Source organism: Mycobacterium sp. IDUB_19, from assembly GCF_055419445.1.
This window is the reverse complement of sequence record NZ_JBVAXR010000016.1, coordinates 48,330-68,989: the sequence shown is the minus strand read 5'-3', so window position 1 is coordinate 68,989 and position 20,660 is coordinate 48,330. Positions and strand designations below refer to the sequence as shown.

At 67.4% G+C, this 20,660-nt stretch carries 18 protein-coding genes and 1 tRNA gene; 12 read left to right on the top strand and 7 right to left on the bottom strand.

The window, feature by feature from the left end; translation table 11 throughout:
* Positions 1 to 15: 15 nt before the first annotated feature.
* The 4 genes from ACZY0B_RS14975 to ACZY0B_RS14960 all read right to left on the bottom strand — a co-directional run bounded on the left by ACZY0B_RS14975 (position 16) and on the right by ACZY0B_RS14960 (position 3,558).
* Positions 16 to 1,443: a DUF4226 domain-containing protein gene (locus ACZY0B_RS14975; protein ID WP_463764912.1), complete on the bottom strand. Its 1,428-nt coding sequence runs from the start codon at positions 1,441 to 1,443 to the stop codon at positions 16 to 18.
* Positions 1,444 to 1,570: 127 nt separating this feature from the next.
* Positions 1,571 to 1,933: a DUF4226 domain-containing protein gene (locus ACZY0B_RS14970; protein ID WP_463764911.1), complete on the bottom strand. Its 363-nt coding sequence runs from the start codon at positions 1,931 to 1,933 to the stop codon at positions 1,571 to 1,573.
* Positions 1,934 to 1,948: 15 nt separating this feature from the next.
* Positions 1,949 to 2,773, bottom strand: coding sequence for a C40 family peptidase (locus tag ACZY0B_RS14965; RefSeq protein WP_463764910.1), 825 nt, complete (start codon positions 2,771 to 2,773; stop codon positions 1,949 to 1,951).
* On the bottom strand, positions 2,770 to 3,558 hold the full coding sequence (locus ACZY0B_RS14960) for a helix-turn-helix domain-containing protein (protein ID WP_463764909.1): 789 nt from the start codon (positions 3,556 to 3,558) through the stop codon (positions 2,770 to 2,772). The genes ACZY0B_RS14965 and ACZY0B_RS14960 overlap by 4 nt, the downstream gene beginning before the upstream one ends.
* Positions 3,559 to 3,702: 144 nt before the next feature.
* On the opposite strand from ACZY0B_RS14960, the gene ACZY0B_RS14955 reads away from it, so the two are divergent.
* The 5 genes from ACZY0B_RS14955 to ACZY0B_RS14935 all read left to right on the top strand — a co-directional run bounded on the left by ACZY0B_RS14955 (position 3,703) and on the right by ACZY0B_RS14935 (position 8,723).
* On the top strand, positions 3,703 to 4,119 hold the full coding sequence (locus tag ACZY0B_RS14955) for a WhiB family transcriptional regulator (RefSeq protein ID WP_463764908.1): 417 nt from the start codon (positions 3,703 to 3,705) through the stop codon (positions 4,117 to 4,119).
* A gap of 93 nt (positions 4,120 to 4,212) precedes the next feature.
* Complete coding sequence (locus ACZY0B_RS14950; protein ID WP_463764907.1) at positions 4,213 to 5,595, top strand: acyl-CoA dehydrogenase family protein; 1,383 nt, start codon at positions 4,213 to 4,215, stop codon at positions 5,593 to 5,595.
* 54 nt (positions 5,596 to 5,649) lie between these two features.
* Positions 5,650 to 6,618, top strand: coding sequence for a pirin family protein (locus ACZY0B_RS14945; RefSeq protein ID WP_463764906.1), 969 nt, complete (start codon positions 5,650 to 5,652; stop codon positions 6,616 to 6,618).
* Positions 6,619 to 6,627: 9 nt separating this feature from the next.
* On the top strand, positions 6,628 to 6,969 hold the full coding sequence (locus ACZY0B_RS14940; RefSeq protein WP_463764905.1) for a GNAT family N-acetyltransferase: 342 nt from the start codon (positions 6,628 to 6,630) through the stop codon (positions 6,967 to 6,969).
* A gap of 383 nt (positions 6,970 to 7,352) precedes the next feature.
* On the top strand, positions 7,353 to 8,723 hold the full coding sequence (locus tag ACZY0B_RS14935) for a PPE family protein, SVP subgroup (protein ID WP_463764904.1): 1,371 nt from the start codon (positions 7,353 to 7,355) through the stop codon (positions 8,721 to 8,723).
* A gap of 12 nt (positions 8,724 to 8,735) precedes the next feature.
* Here ACZY0B_RS14935 and ACZY0B_RS14930 read toward each other — a convergent pair whose 3' ends face one another.
* Both ACZY0B_RS14930 and ACZY0B_RS14925 read right to left on the bottom strand, forming a co-directional pair.
* On the bottom strand, positions 8,736 to 9,629 hold the full coding sequence (locus ACZY0B_RS14930; RefSeq protein WP_463764903.1) for an SCO6745 family protein: 894 nt from the start codon (positions 9,627 to 9,629) through the stop codon (positions 8,736 to 8,738).
* 124 nt (positions 9,630 to 9,753) lie between these two features.
* A tRNA-Leu gene (locus ACZY0B_RS14925) sits at positions 9,754 to 9,836 on the bottom strand.
* Between the two features lie 256 nt (positions 9,837 to 10,092).
* Between ACZY0B_RS14925 and ACZY0B_RS14920 the strand changes: the two genes are divergently transcribed.
* The 7 genes from ACZY0B_RS14920 to pknB all read left to right on the top strand — a co-directional run bounded on the left by ACZY0B_RS14920 (position 10,093) and on the right by pknB (position 19,964).
* Positions 10,093 to 11,790 (top strand): DUF3662 and FHA domain-containing protein, encoded by a 1,698-nt coding sequence (locus ACZY0B_RS14920; protein ID WP_463764902.1) that lies wholly within the window; start codon positions 10,093 to 10,095, stop codon positions 11,788 to 11,790.
* A gap of 109 nt (positions 11,791 to 11,899) precedes the next feature.
* Positions 11,900 to 12,367, top strand: a complete 468-nt coding sequence (locus ACZY0B_RS14915; RefSeq protein WP_463764901.1) for an FHA domain-containing protein FhaB/FipA — start codon at positions 11,900 to 11,902, stop codon at positions 12,365 to 12,367.
* Positions 12,364 to 13,878 (top strand): PP2C family protein-serine/threonine phosphatase, encoded by a 1,515-nt coding sequence (locus tag ACZY0B_RS14910; protein ID WP_463764900.1) that lies wholly within the window; start codon positions 12,364 to 12,366, stop codon positions 13,876 to 13,878. Before ACZY0B_RS14915 ends, ACZY0B_RS14910 begins: the two co-directional genes overlap by 4 nt.
* On the top strand, positions 13,875 to 15,284 hold the full coding sequence (locus tag ACZY0B_RS14905; RefSeq protein WP_463764899.1) for an FtsW/RodA/SpoVE family cell cycle protein: 1,410 nt from the start codon (positions 13,875 to 13,877) through the stop codon (positions 15,282 to 15,284). The genes ACZY0B_RS14910 and ACZY0B_RS14905 overlap by 4 nt, the downstream gene beginning before the upstream one ends.
* Positions 15,281 to 16,759: a D,D-transpeptidase PbpA gene (gene pbpA, locus ACZY0B_RS14900; protein WP_463764898.1), complete on the top strand. Its 1,479-nt coding sequence runs from the start codon at positions 15,281 to 15,283 to the stop codon at positions 16,757 to 16,759. Before ACZY0B_RS14905 ends, pbpA begins: the two co-directional genes overlap by 4 nt.
* The gene (locus tag ACZY0B_RS14895; RefSeq protein WP_463764897.1) at positions 16,756 to 18,087 is read left to right on the top strand and encodes a serine/threonine-protein kinase; all 1,332 of its coding nucleotides are present in this window, start codon (positions 16,756 to 16,758) and stop codon (positions 18,085 to 18,087) included. Before pbpA ends, ACZY0B_RS14895 begins: the two co-directional genes overlap by 4 nt.
* Positions 18,084 to 19,964, top strand: a complete 1,881-nt coding sequence (gene pknB, locus ACZY0B_RS14890; protein ID WP_463764896.1) for a Stk1 family PASTA domain-containing Ser/Thr kinase — start codon at positions 18,084 to 18,086, stop codon at positions 19,962 to 19,964. Before ACZY0B_RS14895 ends, pknB begins: the two co-directional genes overlap by 4 nt.
* Here pknB and ACZY0B_RS14885 read toward each other — a convergent pair.
* A complete protein-coding gene (locus ACZY0B_RS14885; protein WP_463764895.1) occupies positions 19,942 to 20,637 on the bottom strand; it encodes an aminodeoxychorismate/anthranilate synthase component II in 696 nt (231 codons plus the stop codon). The two genes, pknB and ACZY0B_RS14885, sit on opposite strands and share 23 nt — an antisense overlap.
* Positions 20,638 to 20,660 lie beyond the last annotated feature (23 nt).

Genomic DNA, 20,660 nt, shown 5'->3' with positions numbered 1-20,660 from the left:
GGGCCGGCGAGTTCACTATTGTCGAGTGGCCGGCGTGGCCGCCGGCCGGGTGGGTGTCGGTTCGTCGGTCCTGGCTGGCGCGGTCGCGGCGGCCGCGGCCGGCGGATGCTCCCAGCCTAGAAAGCTTGCGCCGCTTACGGTGGCGATGGGCTGAATCTGGCCATCCAGAAGGGCCTTGGTGTGGCCGAGGGCCAGCGCATGGCGATCGGTGAAAATCCCGATATCCCCCGGCGCGACCTGAACCGGATCGACCGGATTGGCCACCGCGGTTCCCGGTGCGGGAATGGTGATTCCCTGTTGGTGGAAGGCATCCGGGATCGACGCGCCGCCCACTGCTGCCTCGATGGCCGCCGCCAGCTGCGGGCTGGCTGCCGTCACCGTCTCACCGTCGGGCAAGGTCACCGTCGTCGGGCCCGCCGGTGGTGATTCCGCCGTTGACGCGTCCTGGCCGTGGTCGTCGTCATTGCGTTTGTCCGGATCCTCGTCATCGGCCGGGTCCTCGTCGGGCGCCTCGTCGTCCAGACCGCCCAACGCCGGATCGGTTTCGCCGCCCCCCTCGCGCCCGGGAAGCGCCAACCCGCTCGGCGTGCCCCAGCCGGCCATCGAACCCGGCCCGGGCGTCGACCCCAGACCGACGTTGGGAATGCCCGGCAGCGACGACGCGGTCGTGGGAGTCGCCGCGCTCTCGCGCGGACCCTGCCCCGAATCCTCGCCCAGCAGTCCGGGATCGTCCGTCAGCAGCGGATCCAATAGGGGATCCCATCCGGCGTCGGGCGGCTGTTGCCCACTGTCACGCACGGGCGCTGCGACCGGGGCCACCGATGCCGACTTGCTCTCGCCCGCACCGCTCGGCACGGTCTTCGAGGCGTCATACAGCGATGTCCATGCCGCCATCAGTGCTGACTTCGACGTGTCGTCCAGGCTGGCGTTCATGACGACCGCCCGGATGTCTCTGAGCTTGCCGATCAGGAACCGCTGGAAGTCGCGAGCTCCTGCCGGAGTGTCCAAGTCCGATCGAGTTTGCACCGCGGCCTCGGTCTCGCGCTGCAACGCGCCCAGCGCTTCTGCCCCTTCGACGGTCCTCAAATGGGCGTTCATGATGGCCGAAATCACTTGTAGGTCGAGCTGAGAGCTCGCCGAATTCTGATGTGCCAGAGCGGCTTCAGCCCCCGCAATGGCTTCGGCCGCGGCGCCCTGCTGGCGATCTCCCTGAGGTGGGCTCGGCACCCGAGGCGGGCCGGCCGTTGCCACGTCGGGGCCGAACAGGTCCGGATGTTGTTGGCGGATCTTGGCCAGGATCGCGTCGAGTTGTTGTGGACGTGTCGTGGGGGTGACCACGGCGGCCAGCTCCGCCGGCGTCAACCCGGTCTGCCACGCGTCTGGATCGCCGGCGCGGTCGCGCACGGCTTTGACCGTGGCCAACAGCTCGTCATACGTCGACATCGGCTAGCCAAACGGCGCTGCGCCCGAACGCGGGCGGTGTCGCGACCCCTCCATGCCCGGTGACAGTACTTAGGCCCCAAGCCGTCGACAATTCACCGCGATGCGGCTGTGGATGAACATCGCCGCGTTAGCCCGATGATGTGCCGTACTGGTCCCGCAGGCTTTCCAGCACAGCCGTTTTCGCACGATCGAGATCGTGCGCGTCCGCCACGACCGCCGCGATCTCACGCTGCTTGGCAACCAGAAACTTCTGAAACTCGCGCGCCCCCATAGGCGTATCGACGGCCAGGCTCGCCTGGTGCGGAACAGCGCGCTCGATCTCGTCGGCGATTGCGTCCAGCCGCGCGATGCTCTCCCGCATCGCGGCATGCGCGCTGGCCAGCACGTCCATCAGCACACGGTCTGCCTCGGCGACCGAGCCGTGCTGGGTCGCCATCGCCGCCTGCCGCGCGGCTATGGCGGCTAGCGAAGTGCCGGCTTGTTCTGACATGCGTTCAACCTAGTTTCATATCGGGCGGCGAATCGCGACGTAGTTGCCCAGCCGGCTGATCCGCACCGAGGCACCCGAATACGGCGCTTCGACGACGAGGTTGTTGCCGATCGCGATCTGCACGTGTCCCGTGTGCGGGAACACGAGATCGCCGGGCCTGACTTGCGAACGGGGCACTGGGATTCCGTCGTTGATCTGTTGATACGTGGTGCGGTCCAGATGGATTCCCGCCTGCGCGTAGGACCACTGGACCAGCCCGGAACAGTCGAACTGATCGGGGCCGGTCGCGCCCCAGACGTAGGGGCGGCCCAATCGGGATAGCGCCGCGCGCACCGCAATTCCGGCCCGGCTACTCGGCGGCGGCAGCCGCAGTCCGCCCAATCCCGGACCGTGGTGGTGCAGCATTCGGTAACGCAGGGCCCGCAGCGCCGCCGAATGCCGTCGAGCGCGCAGCCGGGCGGCCAACACATGTGCCCGCTGCGCGCGAAGCCTCGCGGCCCGACGACGCATCGCCTCGCGCTGGGCAATCGGCGTGATCGGGGAAGCGGCGGCGTCGGCGCGGGCCTCGTCGAGGACGTTCCCGGTCAGCTCACGCGCCTGCGCCCGGTCCCGGCGGGCATCGGCGATGACGCCCGCCGCCGCGGTATCCGTGCGCGCTGCCGAGCGCAGCGCTTCATGGCTTTGGTTTACCCGAAATTGGTAATTGTCCTGTCCGACAACACCATTCAATGCGATGGTTCGGTTCGATGCGCGGTAGGGTGCGTCCAGCATTGGCTGCTGGGTGCTCCCGGCGAACAACTGGTGTGCGCGGCTCAACGCCTCGATGTCGCTTCCGGTCATCGGTCCCCCTCGCCGCGGTCCTGATCTGTGCTGTCGTCGTCCGGCGGCTCCGTCGCGTCGGCGAACGCACGAACGCGGGGGAGCACCCCCGCGGGGATCATCCCGCGATTGCGGATATCCCACATTTCGTCACTGCTCACGCCGAGCAGTGCCGCGATGATCGCGTCGGGCAGCAATGACTGCGCACAAGCCCGGTCGAAACGCGCGCTCAGGCTGGTCGGCATCCGCTTCAGCAGGGCGCTGCGCGTCTCCTCGAGGGCTTTCAGATGCTCCATCAGCCGGCCGGTGGAGTCGGCGCCGGCGTTCACGGCAACGCGCCACGAGCTGGCCGCGAGCATCTCTGCCTTCACGCATTGCGCGATCACAGAGAGAATATACGTCTCATATTCGTTTGATGTCGTCGCCGGCAGCCGATCGATGACGGATTTGAGGGCATCGAGTTGGGCTTCGGCATAGCCTTCCAGCACTTCGGTGTCGCTGTGACGGTCGACCACCACCGCCCCGGCGCGGGGCGGAGACATCGTTCCGGGGGGCTGCGCAGCGATCAATCGGGCCAGCTCGGCGTCCGGATCGGCGGCCACCAACAACCGCGAGTAGGTGCCCGGCGGCAGGCCCAGGCCGTTTTCAACCTTCTGAACTGTACTTTTGTGCGGCTTGCGGGCGCCGCGCTCCAGATAGCTCAGTCCCATGATGCTGACGCCGGTCGCGGCAGCAAGCTCCGCTAGGGACCAATCGCGCGACTCACGCAATGCACGGATGGCCGCACCTGCCGATTCACGGCTCACCCGCGGGCTCCGGCCATAGGCCGGATATTACACAGCCCGCGCCCTATCGCTATGTATATACGTTTTTGTCACGTTTCTCTTGCGAAGGCCCGTTCGTTGTGTATACGCTTTTGCCTACGTTTAATCCAAGACAAGGAGACCGACATGGGGCACCCCTGCGCAACCGACCCCGAGCTGTGGTTCGGCTACCCCGACGACGACAGTGGTGACGGCGCGGCCAAGGCGCGTGCCTACGAGCGGTCAGCCACCGAGGCGCGGATCCAATGCCTGCGTCGCTGCCCGTTGGCACAGCAGCGGCGTTGCGCCCAGTACGCGATCGCACATCGGGAGGAATACGGGGTCTGGGCCGGCGTCAAACTTCCCGGCGGCCAATACCGCAAGCGCGACCAGCTTGCTCGAGCCCACGAAATCCTGCGGCGCATCGCCGCCGGCGAGATCAACTCCCGGCAGCTGCCCGAGAATGCGGCGTTGTTGGGACGCAGCGAGCACGAGGCCATCCCGACGCCCGCGGTGGTGCTGCACCTGCCGATCGCACGGGTTGGCCCGCGTTCGGCAGCCTGACCGGCGCGCCGCGTGCCGTGAACGTTTGTTCACCCAATCGACGGGGTAGTCGATCGCGACGGGACATCAGACCGTCGACCCAGAGGTGCAACCATGCCGTTCGACCTGACGCCGACCGCAGCGCAGCACGACCTCGCCCGTCGCACGCACGAGTTCGCCGAATCGGTGATACGTCCGGTCGCTCTGGACTACGACCAGCGGCAGGAGTTCCCCTGGCCCGTCCTCGAGGAGGCGGCCGAACGCGGCTTCTACAGTCCGCTGTTCTACCGCGATCTGATCGGCGATCCCACCGGCCTGTCGCTGCCGATGTTCATGGAAGAGCTGTTCTGGGGCTGCGCCGGAATCGGACTGGCGATTGTGATGCCGGCACTGGCGCTCTCGGCGATCGGCCAGGCCGCGTCCCCGGAGCAGATGCTGCAGTGGGCGCCCGAATGTTTCGGCACCCCAGGTGATCTCAAACTAGCAGCACTCGCGATTTCCGAGCCCGAGGGCGGCAGCGACGTACGCAATCTGCGCACCCGCGCCCGCCGCGACGGTGACGACTGGATCATCGACGGCCACAAGATGTGGATCGGCAACGGCGGCATCGCCAACGTGCACGTGGTCAACGCCGTGGTCGACGAGGAGCTCGGCCACCGCGGTCAAGGCCTCTTCGTAGTACCGGGCGGCAGCCCTGGACTGGAACTGGTGCGCAAGCTCGACAAGCTGGGCTGCCGCGCGTCGCACACCGCGGAGTTGCGATTCAACGGCGTCCGGGTTCCGGCCGCCAATTTGCTTGGCGGACAAGACAAGCTCGAACACAAGCTCGCTAAAGCCCGCGAACTCGTCGCCGGTGGACAGCGCTCCGGCTCGGCGACACTGGGCACCTTCGAGCAGACCCGTCCGATGGTCGCCGCTCAGGCAATCGGCATCGCGCGGGCGGCGCTGGAGTACGCGACGGCGTATGCCACCGAGAGAGAGGCGTTCGGCGGGCCGATCATCGACAACCAGGGCATCGCGTTCCCGTTGGCCGACCTGGCCACACAGATCGACGCCGCCCGGCTGTTGACCTGGCGGGCCTCCTGGATGGCGGCCAACGACGTCGTGTTCGAGCGCGCAGAGGGCTCGATGGCGAAGCTAGCCGCCAGCGAGGTCGCGATCAAGGCCACCGAACGCGCGGTCCAGACCATGGGCGGCTGGGGCTACATCACCGACCACCCGGTCGAGAAGTGGTATCGAGATGCCAAGTTATACACCATCTTTGAAGGCACCAGCGAGATCCAGCGGATGGTCATCTCGAACGCGTTGGGCGCCGCCGTGGGCACGCCGCCGCTGCATGTCGTGCTCGAGCCGACCGGCGGACCGCTGAACCGGATCTTCGGCCGGGGCACCCCGCTGCGATCCCGCGCGGCCGACGCCGCCCTGTCGGTGAAGGACCAGATCCCCGAGCCGATCATGCGGGTGGCCATGCGGGCGCTGCGGCCGCCGGGCAGGTAGGCCGGCGGGTCCGGGTACGGTCGGCCGTATCACGCCCGCAACGAAGGGTGCACGGTGAGCAATCTCGAGACCGCGCCGGCCGAAGTCGCCTGCAGCGCTTCACGGGTTGCGGGTATCGAGGTGCTACACCCGCGAGAAGTTCCGCTGGGCGGCCCCCGGGCCATCCGCGTGCAACGCACCCTGCCGCAACGACAACGCTCGCTGATCGGCGCGTGGTGCTTCATCGACCACTACGGCCCTGTCGCTGCGCGCATGGACGTTCCCCCGCATCCGCATACGGGACTACAAACGGTGAGCTGGCTGTTCAGTGGGCAAGTGGAACACCGCGACAGTGCCGGCGTGCACGCCCTGGTCCGGCCCGGCGAGTTGAATCTGATGACTGCGGGCGCGGGGATTTGTCATTCCGAGGTATCGGTCGAGTCGGACGCCGTACTGCACGGAGTCCAGCTGTGGGTCGCCCTGCCCGGCTCCGATCGCGACACCGGACGCGGCTTCGCTCACCATGTGCCCGATTCGATCTCGCTGCCCGGCGCGGTCGCGCGGGTGTTTCTCGGCGAGCTGGCCGGCAACCGTTCTCCGGTGCCCACATTCACCCCGCTGCTGGGTGCCCAGATCGATCTCGACGCCAACACTGAGCTGTGCCTCGACATCGACCCGGCCTTCGAACACGGCGTGCTCTGCGATGTGGGCGCCGTAGCGATGAGACGCACGCCCCTGGCAGTCGCCGAGCTCGGGTATCAAGGCTCGGGCAGCGCCACACTGCAGCTGCGCAATGTTGGGGACCGGCCGGCGCGGGTAGTGCTGTTGGGCGGTACCCCGTTCACCGAGGAGCTGCTGATGTGGTGGAACTTCGTCGGGCGCACCCACGATGAGATCGTCGCCTATCGCCAACTGTGGGAGGGCGCCGACCCGCGCTTCGGCGCAGTTGAGGGCTACCGGGGTTCAGTGCCGCGGCTGCCCGCCCCGCCGCTGCCGACCACCCGGCTGCGGCCACGACCAATACCGCACCGACCGGAAGGATAAGGAACCCACATGACAACCGATAAGACTGGCGCGGAGACCACCGTCGCCGCGGGACACCAGACGTACACGATTGCCGTCGACGGCAAGACCGTCGGCCACGCCGACTATGCAGACCGCGGCAACCAGCGCGTTTTCTACCACACCGTCGTCGACCCCGACTTCGGCGGACGGGGCCTGGCGACCATCCTCGTCGAGGGGGCGCTGAACGGGGCGCGCGACGCCGGCAAACGTGTCGTCCCCGTCTGCTCGATGGTCGAGACGGTGCTCAAGAAGCACCCCGAGTTCGACGAGATCACCGACCCGGTAACCGCCGAGGTGAGGGGCTGGGCGCAGACCCAGCCCAGCAGCTAAGCCCGGTCGAGCGACGGCGCGCACTGCACCGCCGTTGTCGCGCCGGGGCCCTACCTGACGTTCGCCGAGCAAAGCAAGTCGAAAGCGGTCTGCCGTCGTTCCGCGAAGCGCGCCGATTGTCACACCAGAGGCCCGGTTCAGGTGTCCCTGCCCAATTGCCTGGCCGCATGGCATAACGTGTCTTGCCAGGACAGCCGGGTAAATGGGTACTCCCACCAACACGGATCCTGGACTGCTGGGCGGGAGTCGTGGTTTCGACACGGCAACTAACGATCCCCGCAAGCAAAACAGTCAGCACAGGACCCCGAGCTCGGACGGTATCCTCGTTCGTTTGCCGTCAACCGGGCCGTCGGCTGGCGGCCATCTTTATCGGAGGGAACACGATGGACTTCGCATCATTGCCGCCGGAGATCAACTCGGCGCGCATCTATGCAGGCCCCGGTTCTGGACCTCTGCTGGCCGCCGCATCCGCTTGGGAAGCGCTGTCCGCCGAACTGGGCTCGGCGGCTAGCTCGTACGAGTCGGCGATCGACGGCCTCACCGCCGGGCCCTGGCTGGGCCCCGCGGCGGCGGCGATGGCGGCCGCGGCCGCCCCGTACATCTCGTGGCTGAGAACTACCTCCGAGCAGGCTGAGCAGACCGGCAACCAGGCCATTCTGGCGGCGGCTGCCTACGAAGCCGCGTTTGCGGAAACGGTGCCCCCGCCGGTGGTCGCCGGCAACAGAAGCCTGCTGGCCGCGCTGGTGGCAACGAACTTCTTCGGCCAGAACACGTCGGCGATAGCGACCACCGAAGCGCAGTACGGCGAGATGTGGGCCCAGGACACCGGCGCCATGCAGAGCTACGCGGCTGCGTCGGCGTCGGCGACCCGGCTCGAACCGCTCACCTCGCCACCGTCGAGCACCAGCTCCAGCGGGTCCGGGGACCAGGCCGCCGCCGTCAACGCAGCCGCCAACACCAGCGCCGGCGACGCGCAGGGCGCCGTCTCGTCGATTCAGCAGTCGTTCTCCGCGGTCCCCAACGCGCTGACGAATCTGGCGAGCCCGAGCCTGGCGTTCCCGGGGTTTGGCGGGCGGGATCTGCTGGGCCTGCTTGCGGACCTGAGTGCCGTTTTCGTCGACCCGGAGATCGGGACAGCCGGCCTTGCCGCCGACACCTCGCTGGGGACCACGGCTCTTCCCTACGACGTGGGCGGTTACTACACCGGTGTCCACACCGATGACATCGTCAGCGGCTGGGCGGGTGTGCAATCTTGGCCGGGCAACGTAGCGGCGCCACCGACGTCATTTCCGGTGCTCACCAACCCCGCCGCGACGGTTACCGGAGGTTTCAACCAAGCGAATTCGATCGGACGATTGTCGGTGCCGCCGGGATGGGCGGCCGCGGCCCCCGAGTTGCGTGCCATGACGACGGCGCTCCCGGCCGCGACCGTCGGGGCCGCCGCACAAGCCACCGGCTCCAGCGCGGGAAGCCTGTTCAGCCAGATGGCCCTGGCGAGCATGGCCGGGCGCGCCATGGCCGGCACCACGGGCGGAGGTGGCGCGGGACGCCAGGAGCGGATCGGGGTGCTTGGGCGGAAGCCAAAGGATGCCGCGCCGGCCGAGGCAGCCGAAGTGCCGCAGACTCCGGTGGGCGGCCCGATCACGAGCATCGCCGCCGAGCTGCGGGAGCTGGCCTCCCTGCGTGACGCGGGGATTCTCACCCAAGACGAATTCATCGAGCAGAAGCAGCGCCTGCTGCCGCGCGATCCGTAGCGCCAAACCTCGCTAGCCAGCGCCTAAATGCGCACTGGCGTCATGCAGTTCGTCGCGGCGCAATGCCATTGGGGTGACGGATAGAACGTCGCCACCCTCGACCACGGCTCGGGTGATCGGCGTGAGCGCCTGGAACAACGCCTCCACCTCGTCGTCGCTGAGCGCCTCGAGCGCCGACAGGCCGAGCGCGTCGGTGCTCGATTCGACGTGATCCTTGAGTTCCCGGCCCGCCGCGGTGAGCGAGCCGTCAGCATCCACCAGTCCACGCTCGGCCAGCCGTTGTTCGTGGCGATGCCATTCCGCGTCGTCGTAGTCGCGCGTGCGCGCGATGTAATCCCGCGGGACGCGGCCCGCGGCGGCGTGCAACACGTTGGACTCCCGGCCCGAGATGCCGGCAGCGGTCAAGACCGCCACGTGGCCGTCGCCGCGCTGCTCACGCAACAGCGTGGTGGCATGCCACAACGCGGCCAGCGGATTGTCCGGCCACGGCAGCGCGCGATTCGCGGCGAACAACGGTCGCCCGTCGACGGCCGCCTGCCGCGCTGCCTTGCCAGCCAATTCCGCCGCGGCACTGACGTTTTCATCTTCGTTCAAGCCATAACGGCGCAGCGCCGCGACCGCCGAGTCCTGCCGGGCCCGCAATGCGGCCTCCGGGCCGGCGGTCTGCCAAGCCGCCGGCAGGGCCTTGGCGACGCGTTGGGGGGAGAAGTTGTGAAAGACCGCGGTCACCAGCTCCGGCGGCGCCGCGCCCAGCGGGGCGGACCGGGCCGCGAAGTAGCCCATCCAGAAGCCTCGGTACCCCAGCTCGTCGAGTGCCGCCCGCGCCTCTGGCGCGAAGTACGTCACCGCATGCACTGGCTCGAAGCGATCGTAGAAACGTCGCGCCAGCTCTGGTTTCCTGCGCACGATTGCAGTTAATCACCGGAGCCGGGCGCGACCAATCTCGGTCCCTGTGGACGGCAATTAGCGAAGGCCACGACCCCTCTTAGAGTTCGTGGCCTTTGCGCCTGCGGTCCATCGAACCGCCTTGTGGGCGAAGGGGGACTTGAACCCCCACGTCCCGAAGGACACTGGCACCTGAAGCCAGCGCGTCTGCCATTCCGCCACTCGCCCGGGGAAAACAACCGATGGACCATATCACTGTAGTAGCCCTCCACCCTAACCGCGCCCGCGGACGTCAGAGCCCGTTCAGTGCCCCGCCGCCTCGCACTCGAACCGCGTCTGACCAGCATGGATATGATTCTCAGAGTTCTCACGGTGACGCAGCGTAGCGGTGTCCCGATACCATGCATGAGTGATACGACACGCGGGCGAATCGTTTGCCTTGCGCCGGCGATACACCGCGACAAGTGCGGGCGAGCGCTGAGACGTGAGTAGCCAAAGGGGGCTTGCGGCGCGGATTGAGCGCAAGCTCGAGTCGACCGTCGGCGACGCATTTGCCCGAATGTTCGGGGGATCCATTGTCCCCCAAGAGGTTGAGGCGCTATTGCGCCGCGAAGCCGAGGACGGCCTGCGGCCGCTTCGGGGAAATCGCCTTTTGGCGCCTAACGAATACGTCATTACCCTCGGTATGCACGACTTCGAGAAGGTGGGCGCCGATCCGGATCTCACGTCGGGCGCATTCGCTAGATACCTGGCCGACTATATCCATGAACAGGGGTGGGAAACGTATGGTGATGTCGTCGTTCGGTTCGAGCAGTTGCCGAACCTGCATACCGGACAGTTTCGCGCCCGCGGCGCTGTCAACCCCGATGTCGAGCCCCGCCCGATGGTCAACGATCCCGCCCGGCCACAATCTAATCAGGCGTTCAGCGCAGAACCAGGAGTAGCACCAATGACTGATAACTCGAGCTACCGCGGTCAGGGGCAGGGGCGTCCCGGCGACGAGTACTACGACGAGCGGTACGGGCGTCCGCAAGACGATCAGCGCGGCTGCCAGGAGCCGCAGGGCGGACCCGACTCTCGCGGGGGATATCCGCAAGAGCAGGGCGGCTACCCACCGCAAGGCGGATACCAGCCGCCCCGCCACCCCGACCAGGGCGGCTACCAAGAACAGCGCGGCGGCTACCCCGACCAGGGCGGCTATCCGCAGCAAGGTGGCGGCTATCCCGAACAAGGCGGCTATCCCGAACAAGGCGGCTACCCGCCGCAGGGTGGGTACCCGGGCCAGGGTGGTTACCAGGACCAGGGTCGCGGCTACCCCGACCAGGGGCAGGGCGGCTACCCGCCGTCGTATGAGCAGCGTCCGCCTGCCGGTGGTGGCTACGCCGGCCAGGGCTACGACCAAGGCGCGCAGGGTTACGACCAGGGCTACCGCCAGGGCGGTGCCGGCTACGGTCCTCCCGCTGGCGGTCAGCCCGGCGGTGGCCAGCAGGGCTACGGCGGCGGCTATGGCGAGTACGGTCGCGGGCCCGCGCGTCCCGAGGATGGCGGCTACCCGCCCCCGGGCGCGCCCGAACCGCAACGGCCGGCCTACCCCGAGCAGGGGGGCGGATACGACCCGGGTTACCAGCAGGGCGGTCAGGGTTACGGCCAGCAGGAGCATGGCGGCGGGGACTACACGCAGTACGCGGAGAACGTTCCGGCCGGTGGATACGGCCCTGCGGGCGGCGCCGGATACCCCGAGACCGCTCACCGCGATTACGAGTACGGCCAGCAGCCCGAGTACGGACAGCAGCCCGAGTACGGACAGCAGCCCGAGTATGGCCAACAGGCCGACTACGGCCAGCAGGCCGGCGGCGGCTACGGCGGTTACGGGCAGGGCGGCTATGGCGCTGCCGGAGCGGCAGTCACGCTGCAGCTCGACGATGGCAGCGGCCGGACTTACCAGCTGCGCGAAGGTTCCAACATCGTCGGTCGCGGGCAAGACGCCCAGTTCCGGCTGCCGGACACCGGTGTGTCGCGCCGCCACTTGGAAATCCGCTGGGATGGACAGGTCGCGCTGCTCTCCGACCTCAACTCCACGAATGGCACGACCGTGAACAACGCTCCGATACAGGAGTGGCAGTTGGCCGATGGCGACGTGATCCGTTTGGGCCACTCGGAGATCATCGTTCGGATCCACTGAACGCACCGGGCATAAGCTGCCGTGCTTCGCCCCGCGTCGACCGCCCTCCAAGTATCGTGACGTTGCTTGGTTTCATGAGGTGCGGCGCCAGGACGGAAAGGACGCCCAGATGCAGGGACTGGTACTGCAGCTGACGCGTGCCGGATTTTTAATGCTGTTATGGGTATTCATCTGGTCTGTTCTCCGAATCTTGAAGACTGACATCTACGCACCAACCGGTGCGGTCATGGTGCGCCGTGGCTTGGCGTTGCGCGGCACGTTGCTGCCGTCTCGCCAGCGTCGCCATGCCGCCCGCTATCTGGTGGTGACCGAGGGGGCGTTGGCAGGTGCACGCATCACGCTCAGCGGGCAGCCGGTGTTGATGGGACGTGCCGACGACTCGACGCTGGTGCTGACCGACGACTATGCCTCGACGCGGCACGCCCGGCTGTCTCAGCGCGGCTCGGAATGGTACGTCGAGGATCTAGGATCGACCAACGGCACTTACCTTGACAGGGCGAAGGTGACCACTGCGGTACGAGTTCCAATCGGAACGCCGATCCGGATCGGCAAGACGGCAATCGAGTTGCGCCCGTGACCCTGGTTCTGCGATATGCCGCCCGCAGCGATCGCGGCCTGGTACGCGCCAATAACGAAGACTCCGTCTATGCCGGCGCGCGGCTTCTGGCCCTGGCCGACGGCATGGGCGGCCACGCCGCCGGCGAGGTCGCGTCCCAACTGGTGATCGCCGCGTTGGCTCACCTTGACGACGACGAACCCGGTGGCGACCTGCTCGCCAAGCTCGATGCGGCTGTGCGCTCCGGCAATTCGGCCATCGCCGCACAAGTGGAGATGGAGCCCGACCTCGAGGGAATGGGCACCACGCTCACCGCAATCCTGTTCGCGGGCAACCGTCTTGGATTGGTGCATATCGGAGACTCGCGCGGTTACCTGCTGCGCGACGGCGAGCTGGCCCAGATCACCAAGGACGACACCTTCGTCCAAACCTTGGTCGACGAGGGGCGGATCACCCGCGAAGAGGCGCACAGTCATCCGCAGCGATCGCTGATCATGCGGGCGCTGACCGGCCATGAGGTCGAGCCCACCTTGACCATGCGCGAAGCGCGCGCCGGCGATCGCTACCTGCTCTGCTCGGACGGGCTGTCCGATCCGGTCAGCGACGAAACCATCCACGAAGCGCTGCAGATTCCCGACGTTGCCGAAAGTGCTTACCGTCTCATCGAATTGGCGTTGCGCGGCGGCGGCCCCGACAACGTGACGGTCGTGGTCGCCGATGTCGTCGACTACGACTATGGCCAGACCCAGCCGATTCTGGCCGGCGCGGTCTCCGGTGAAGAAGACCAGCTGACGCTGCCCAACACCTCGGCGGGCCGGGCTTCTGCCATTGGCCCCCGCAAAGAGGCCGCCAAACGCGTTGTGCAACAAGAGGAGCCGGCCGCTCGGCCCCGGTGGGCGTGGCGACGGACATTCATTGTCGTCACGCTGTTGGTGCTGCTGGCACTCACGGGCCTGGCCATTGGGCGGGCCATCATCCGAAGCAACTACTACGTCGCCGAACACGGCGGCACGGTGTCGATCATGAAGGGGATTCAAGGGTCGCTGCTGGGCATGTCCCTGCACGAGCCCTATCTGGTTGGTTGTCTCAACGCACGCAACGACTTATCGATCATCGGCTACAGCCAATCCGGTGGTCACCTGGACTGTCGGCTGTTGCAATTGCAGGACCTGCGCCCCGCCGCGCGAGCACAAGTGTTGGCCGGGCTTCCGGCCGGGACGCTTGACGAGGCCGAATCGCAGTTGAAGGAATTGTCGGCCAACAACTTGCTGCCGCCCTGCCCGCCGCCGCGCGCGACCTCACCGCCCGGGTCACCGAGCCCGGCGACCAGCGGGACGACACCGCCCAGCGCCACAGCGCCCCCCACTTCTTCCAGCGGCACCCCACCCAGCAGCAGCGCTTTAAGTACTCCCCCCGTAAGCACCCCTCCAGCAGCGCCGGCGCCCACGTCGCCCGCGACCACCAGCCAGACGGTGACTGCGCTCCCGCCACTCCCACCTCAGCCGGGCATCGACTGCCGGGCGGCGGCATGACCACACAGGTCCAACCCCCGGTCACGGTCACGCCGCCGCTGCCTACCCGGCGCAACTCCGAGCTGCTGCTGTTGTGCTTCGCCGCGGCGATCACCTTCGCCGCGTTGCTCGTCGTCGAGGCCAACCAGGAGCGCGGGCTGCGCTGGGGCCTGGCCGGCTACGGGCTGGCCTTTCTGGCCGTATTCGGTGGGGCGCACTTGGCCATTCGGCGCTTTGCCCCTTACACCGACCCGCTGCTGCTACCAATTGTGGCGCTGCTCAACGGACTTGGCCTGGTCATGATCCACCGGCTCGACCTTGTCGGCAATGAGCTCAGCGGTCGTCATCACCCCAGCGCGACCCAACAGCTGCTGTGGACCTTGGTCAGTGTTGCCGCGTTCACGCTCGTGGTGACGTTCCTCAAGGACCACCGGCAGCTCGCGCGCTACGGCTACATCTTTGGCCTCACCGGCCTGGTCTTCTTGGCGATCCCCGCCCTGCTGCCGTCGTCGCTGTCCGAGCAGAACGGCGCCAAGATCTGGATTCGCCTGCCGGGCTTCTCAATTCAGCCCGCCGAGTTCTCAAAGATTCTGCTGCTGATCTTCTTCTCCGCGGTGCTGGTCGCCAAGCGTGGCCTGTTCACCAGCGTCGGCAAGCATCTGATGGGGATGACGCTGCCGCGCCCACGAGACCTCGCACCGCTGTTGGCGGCCTGGGTGATCTCGATCGGTGTCATGGTCTTCGAAAAGGACCTCGGCACTTCACTACTGCTCTACGCGTCGTTTCTGGTGGTGGTCTACCTGGCCACCCAGCGCTTCAGCTGGGTGGTCATCGGGCTGGCGCTGTTTGCCGCGGGAAGCGTTGCCGCGTACTTCATATTCGCGCACGTTCGCGTTCGTGTGCAGATGTGGTGGGACCCGTTCTCCGACCCCGACGGCAGCGGCTACCAAAGCGTCCAGTCGCTGTTCAGCTTTGCCACCGGAGGGATCTTCGGCACCGGGCTGGGCAACGGCCAGCCCGACACGGTGCCGGCCGCATCGACCGATTTCATCATCGCCGCCTTCGGTGAAGAGCTCGGACTGGTCGGGCTGGCCAGCATCCTGATGCTGTACACCGTCGTCATCGTCCGGGGCCTACGCACCGCGATCGCCACCCGCGACAGCTTCGGCAAGCTGCTGGCCGCGGGTCTGGCGTCGACACTGGCGATCCAACTGTTCATCGTCGTGGGCGGTGTCACCCAGCTGATTCCCCTGACCGGCCTGACCACACCGTGGATGTCCTACGGCGGATCCTCGCTACTGGCGAATTACATACTGCTGGCCATCTTGGCGCGCATCTCGCATAGCGCCCGGCGGCCGTTGCGAGACCGTACCCGCGACACGTCACCGATCGCGGCGGCCAGCACCGAGGTGATTGAGCGGGTATGAACACCTCTCTCCGTCGGATCTCGGTGACCGTGATGGCGTTGATCGTCCTGTTGCTGCTCAACGCCACCATGACGCAGGTCTTCGCCGCTGACGGGCTGCGGGCCGACCCGCGCAACCAGCGTGTCCTGCTCGACGAGTATTCGCGACAGCGCGGCCAGATCATCGCGGGCGGGCAGCTGCTGGCCTACTCGGTGGCCACCGACAGCCGGTTCCGTTTCCTGCGGGTGTACCCCAACCCCGCGGTGTACGCACCGCTCACCGGCTTCTACTCGTTGCGCTATTCCAGTTCCGGTCTGGAACGAGCCGAAGACTCGCTGCTGAACGGCTCCGACGAGCGGCTGTTCGGGCGCCGGCTGGCCGACTTCTTCACCGGGCGCGATCCCCGCGGCGGCAATGTCGACACCACCATCAACCCGCGCATGCAGCAGGCCGGCTGGGACGCCATGCAGCAGGGTTGCGGCGGGCCGCCGTGCAAGGGAGCGGTGGTGGCCCTGGAGCCGTCGACCGGCAAAATTCTGGCCATGGTGTCGTCGCCGTCTTATGACCCCAACCTGCTGTCCTCGCACGACCCCGAGGTGCAGGCGCAGGCTTGGCAACGGCTGCGTGACGACCCGGACAACCCGCTCACCAACCGTGCGATCTCGGAGACCTACCCACCCGGTTCGACTTTCAAGGTGATCACCACCGCGGCGGCGCTGCAGGCCGGGGCCACCGAGAACGAGCAGTTGACGGCCGCGCCCACGATCCCACTGCCCAACAGCACGGCCACCCTGGAGAACTACGGCGGCACCCCGTGCGGCGACCTACCAACCGTGTCGCTGAGCCAAGCCTTCGCCAAGTCGTGCAACACCGCATTTGTCCAGTTAGGCATGCTCACCGGGGCCGAGGCCCTGCGCAGTATGGCGCATTCGTTCGGCCTGGACAGCAGCCCGAGTGTGATTCCGTTGCAGGTGGCGGAATCGACTGTTGGGATAATCGCGGATGCCGCCGCTCTCGGGATGTCTAGCATCGGGCAGAAGGACGTGGCACTGACCCCGCTGCAGAACGCGGAGATCGCCGCGACCATCGCGAACGGCGGCGTGACGATGCAGCCGTACCTGGTCGAGAGCCTCAAAGGACCGGACTTGGCCAACATCAGCACCACGGCGCCCTATCAGCAGCGTCGCGCGGTATCGCCCCAGATCGCCGCTAAGCTGACAGAGCTCATGGTCGGCGCCGAGAAGGACGCACAGCAGAAAGGGGCCATTCCCGGCGTGCAGATCGCATCCAAGACCGGTACCGCAGAGCACGGCGCCGACCCACGCAACACTCCGCCGCACGCGTGGTACATCGCATTCGCGCCCGCGCAGACGCCGAAGGTCGCCGTGGCGGTACTCGTGGAGAACGGCGCCGACCGCCTTTCGGCGACCGGCGGTGCGCTCGCAGCGCCGATCGGACGGGCCGTCATCCAGGCCGCACTGCAGGGGGGCCCATGAGCCCACGAGTTGGTGTGACGCTGTCGGGCAGGTACCGACTGCAACGCCTGATCGCCACCGGCGGCATGGGCCAAGTCTGGGAGGCGGTGGACAGCCGGCTGGGCCGGCGGGTTGCGGTCAAGGTGCTCAAGGCGGAGTTCTCGCAGGACCCCGAATTCATCGAGCGGTTCCGCGCCGAGGCGCGCACCACCGCGATGCTCAACCACCCCGGCATCGCCGCCGTGCACGACTACGGCGAAAGCCAGATGGAGGGGGAGGGCCGCACCGCCTATCTGGTGATGGAGCTCGTCAATGGTGAGCCGCTGAATTCGGTGATCAAGCGCACCGGTCGGCTGTCACTGCGCCACGCGCTGGACATGCTCGAGCAGACGGGCCGCGCGCTACAGATTGCGCACGCCGCCGGGTTGGTGCACCGCGACGTCAAGCCGGGAAACATCTTGATCACCCCGACGGGTCAGGTGAAGATCACCGACTTCGGTATCGCCAAGGCCGTCGACGCAGCACCGGTCACTCAGACCGGCATGGTGATGGGCACCGCCCAATACATCGCGCCCGAGCAGGCGCTGGGTCACGACGCCACACCGTCCAGTGATGTCTATTCACTGGGAGTTGTTGGCTACGAAGTGGTTTGCGGCAAGCGACCGTTCACCGGCGACGGCGCTCTGACCGTGGCGATGAAGCACATCAAGGAGCCGCCGCCGCCGCTGCCTCCCGAGCTTCCGCCTAACGTGCGCGAACTCATCGAGATCACGCTGGTCAAGAACCCCGGCATGCGTTACCGCAGCGGGGGGCCGTTCGCCGACGCCGTGGCCGCGGTACGGGCCGGCCGGCGTCCCCCGCGGCCCAGTCAGTCACCACCACCCGGACGGGCCTCGCCGGCAGCCATTCCGGGGGGCCCGCAGACCAGGGCCACCCCGGCACCCAGCGCCCGCAGTGCTGCGCCCCGCCGATCGCGGCCGGCCACAAGTAGTCATCGTCCGCCACCGGCCCGTCGCACCTTTTCGTCGGGACAGCGTGCGCTGTTGTGGGCCGCCGGGGTGCTGGGCGCGCTCGCGATCATCATCGCGGTGCTCATCGTGATCAACTCCCGCGGCGACACCCAGCAGCAGCCTCCGCCCCCGACGGTCACCGACACCGGGACGCCGCCGGCGAACGGGCCCCCGCCGGCAAGCAAGACCCCCAGCGGTTCCGGGCCGAGTTTGCGGCTTGATTGGACGGATCGCGGGACGATAAGCAATTCTGGATTCCACAGCAGGCCGCCCGAACTGAGCTGGGCTAACCCCTTGACGCCCAGCCTGTCGCCGGCCCGACACGAGACACCGCAATGACCACCCCGCAGCACCTGTCCGACCGTTACGAGCTGGGCGACATCCTCGGTTTCGGGGGTATGTCCGAGGTCCACCTGGCCCGCGACGTCCGCTTGCACCGCGACGTCGCGGTGAAGGTGCTGCGCGCCGATCTGGCCCGCGATCCCAGCTTCTACTTGCGCTTCCGTCGCGAGGCGCAAAACGCCGCCGCACTGAATCACCCGGCGATCGTCGCGGTCTACGACACCGGCGAGGCGGAAACCCCCGCCGGTCCGCTGCCCTACATCGTGATGGAGTACGTCGACGGCGTCACGTTGCGCGACATCGTGCACAACGACGGGCCGCTGCCGCCGCGACGCGCGATCGAGATCATCGCCGACGCCTGCCAGGCGCTGAATTTCAGCCACCAAAACGGCATCATCCACCGCGACGTCAAACCGGCGAACATCATGATCAGCAGCACCAACGCGGTCAAGGTGATGGACTTCGGCATCGCCCGGGCGATCGCCGACAGCGGCAACAGCGTCACCCAGACCGCAGCCGTGATCGGGACCGCGCAATATCTCTCACCGGAACAGGCCCGTGGCGATTCCGTCGACGCCCGCTCCGATGTCTACTCGCTGGGCTGTGTTCTTTACGAAATCCTCACGGGTGAACCACCTTTCACCGGTGACTCGCCGGTTTCGGTCGCCTACCAACATGTCCGTGAAGACCCGGTGCCTCCGTCGACACGGCACCCGGGCATCTCCGCCGACCTCGACGCCGTCGTGCTCAAGGCGCTGGCCAAAAACCCGGAAAATCGGTATCAGACCGCGGCGGAGATGCGCGCCGACCTGGTTCGGGTGCACAACGGTGAGACTCCGGAAGCACCAAGAGTGTTCACCGATGCCGAGCGGACCTCGCTAATGGCGGCCACCGGCCCGGGCCATGGGAGTCCGCGCTCCGACCGGCTGCCTCGTCAACGTCTCAGCGACACCGACCCCGATCGCATGGGTGGTCCGGTCGGTCGCTGGGTCGTCGCGGTCGCCGTGCTCGCGGTGCTGACGATCGTCGTCGTCATCGCGTTCAACACGTTCGGCGGCTCAACCCGCGACGTTCAAGTCCCCGACATGCGAGGCCAGGTGTCCGCGGATGCCGTTGCAGCCCTGCAGAATCGGGGCTTCAAGACACGCACGCTGCAGAAGCCTGACTCGGCGATCCCGCCCGATCACGTAATCAGTACCGATCCCGGCGCCAACGCGTCGGTGGCCGCCGGCGACGAGATCACGCTCAACGTGTCGACCGGGCCCGAACAACGTGAAGTGCCCGACGTGTCCTCGCTGAGTTACTCCGACGCGGTGAGCAAGCTGAAGGCCGCCGGGTTCACCAAGTTCAAGCAGGCGAACTCGCCGTCGACCCCGGAGCTGCTGGGCAAGGTGATCGGGACCAACCCACCGGCGAACCAGACGTCGGCGATCACCAACGTGGTCACCGTGATCGTCGGCTCGGGGCCCGAGACCAAGCAGGTTCCCGATGTCGCGGGCCAGACCGTCGACATCGCGCAGAAGAACCTCACGGTCTACGGCTTCACCAAGATCACCCAGACGGCGGTGGACAGCCCCCGGCCGGCCGGGGAGGTGATCGGCACCAATCCGCCCAAGGGCCAGACGGTCCCGGTGGACTCGATCATCGAGCTGCAGGTGTCCAAGGGCAATCAGTTCGTGATGCCCGACCTGTCCGGCATGTTCTGGACCGACGCCGAGCCACGGTTACGCGCGCTGGGCTGGACGGGGGTGCTGGACAAGGGTGCCGACGTCGACGCCGGTGGCTCCCAGTCCCACAAGGTGGTGTATCAGAACCCACCGGCCGGCACCGGAGTCAACCGGGACGGCATCGTCACGCTGAAGTTCGGTCAGTAGCCGCCGGGTCGGCAGGGAAATACGGTCGCACCGCGGAGCGAACCTCGTTCTCCAGCCGGCGAATCAGGGTGTCGTCGCGCGACCATCCGCACACCGCCAGCCAGTTGGCCAGCATCCGGTGCCCACCCTCGGTGAGGATCGACTCCGGGTGGAATTGGACGCCGTGGATCGGTAATTCGGTGTGACGCACGGCCATGATCACCCCGCTGCGGGTGTGGGCCGTCACCTCGAGCACCTCCGGCAGCGACTCCGGCAGGATGGTCAGCGAGTGGTAGCGGGTTGCCGTGAATGGATCCGGAAGTCCTTGCAGCACGCCGACATTAGCGTGGTGGACGCTGCTGGTCTTGCCATGCAGCAGTTCGGGTGCACGGTCGACGGTGGCACCGAAGGCGACCCCGATGGCCTGGTGCCCGAGGCAGACCCCGAGCAATGGGGTGGACGCCGCGGCGCACGCGCGGACCAGGTCGATCGACGCGCCCGCGCGTTCCGGCGTGCCCGGCCCGGGGCTGAGCAGAACGCCGTCGAATTCGGCGGCCACGGCGGCCACGGCGGCTTCGTCGGAGAGCCTGGCGTCGTCGTTACGCCACACGTCAGCTTCGACTCCGAGTTGCCCCAGGTATTGCACGAGGTTGAACACGAAGCTGTCGTAGTTGTCGACAACCAGGATCCGCATCGTGTCAGGTTACCGCCCGGCCG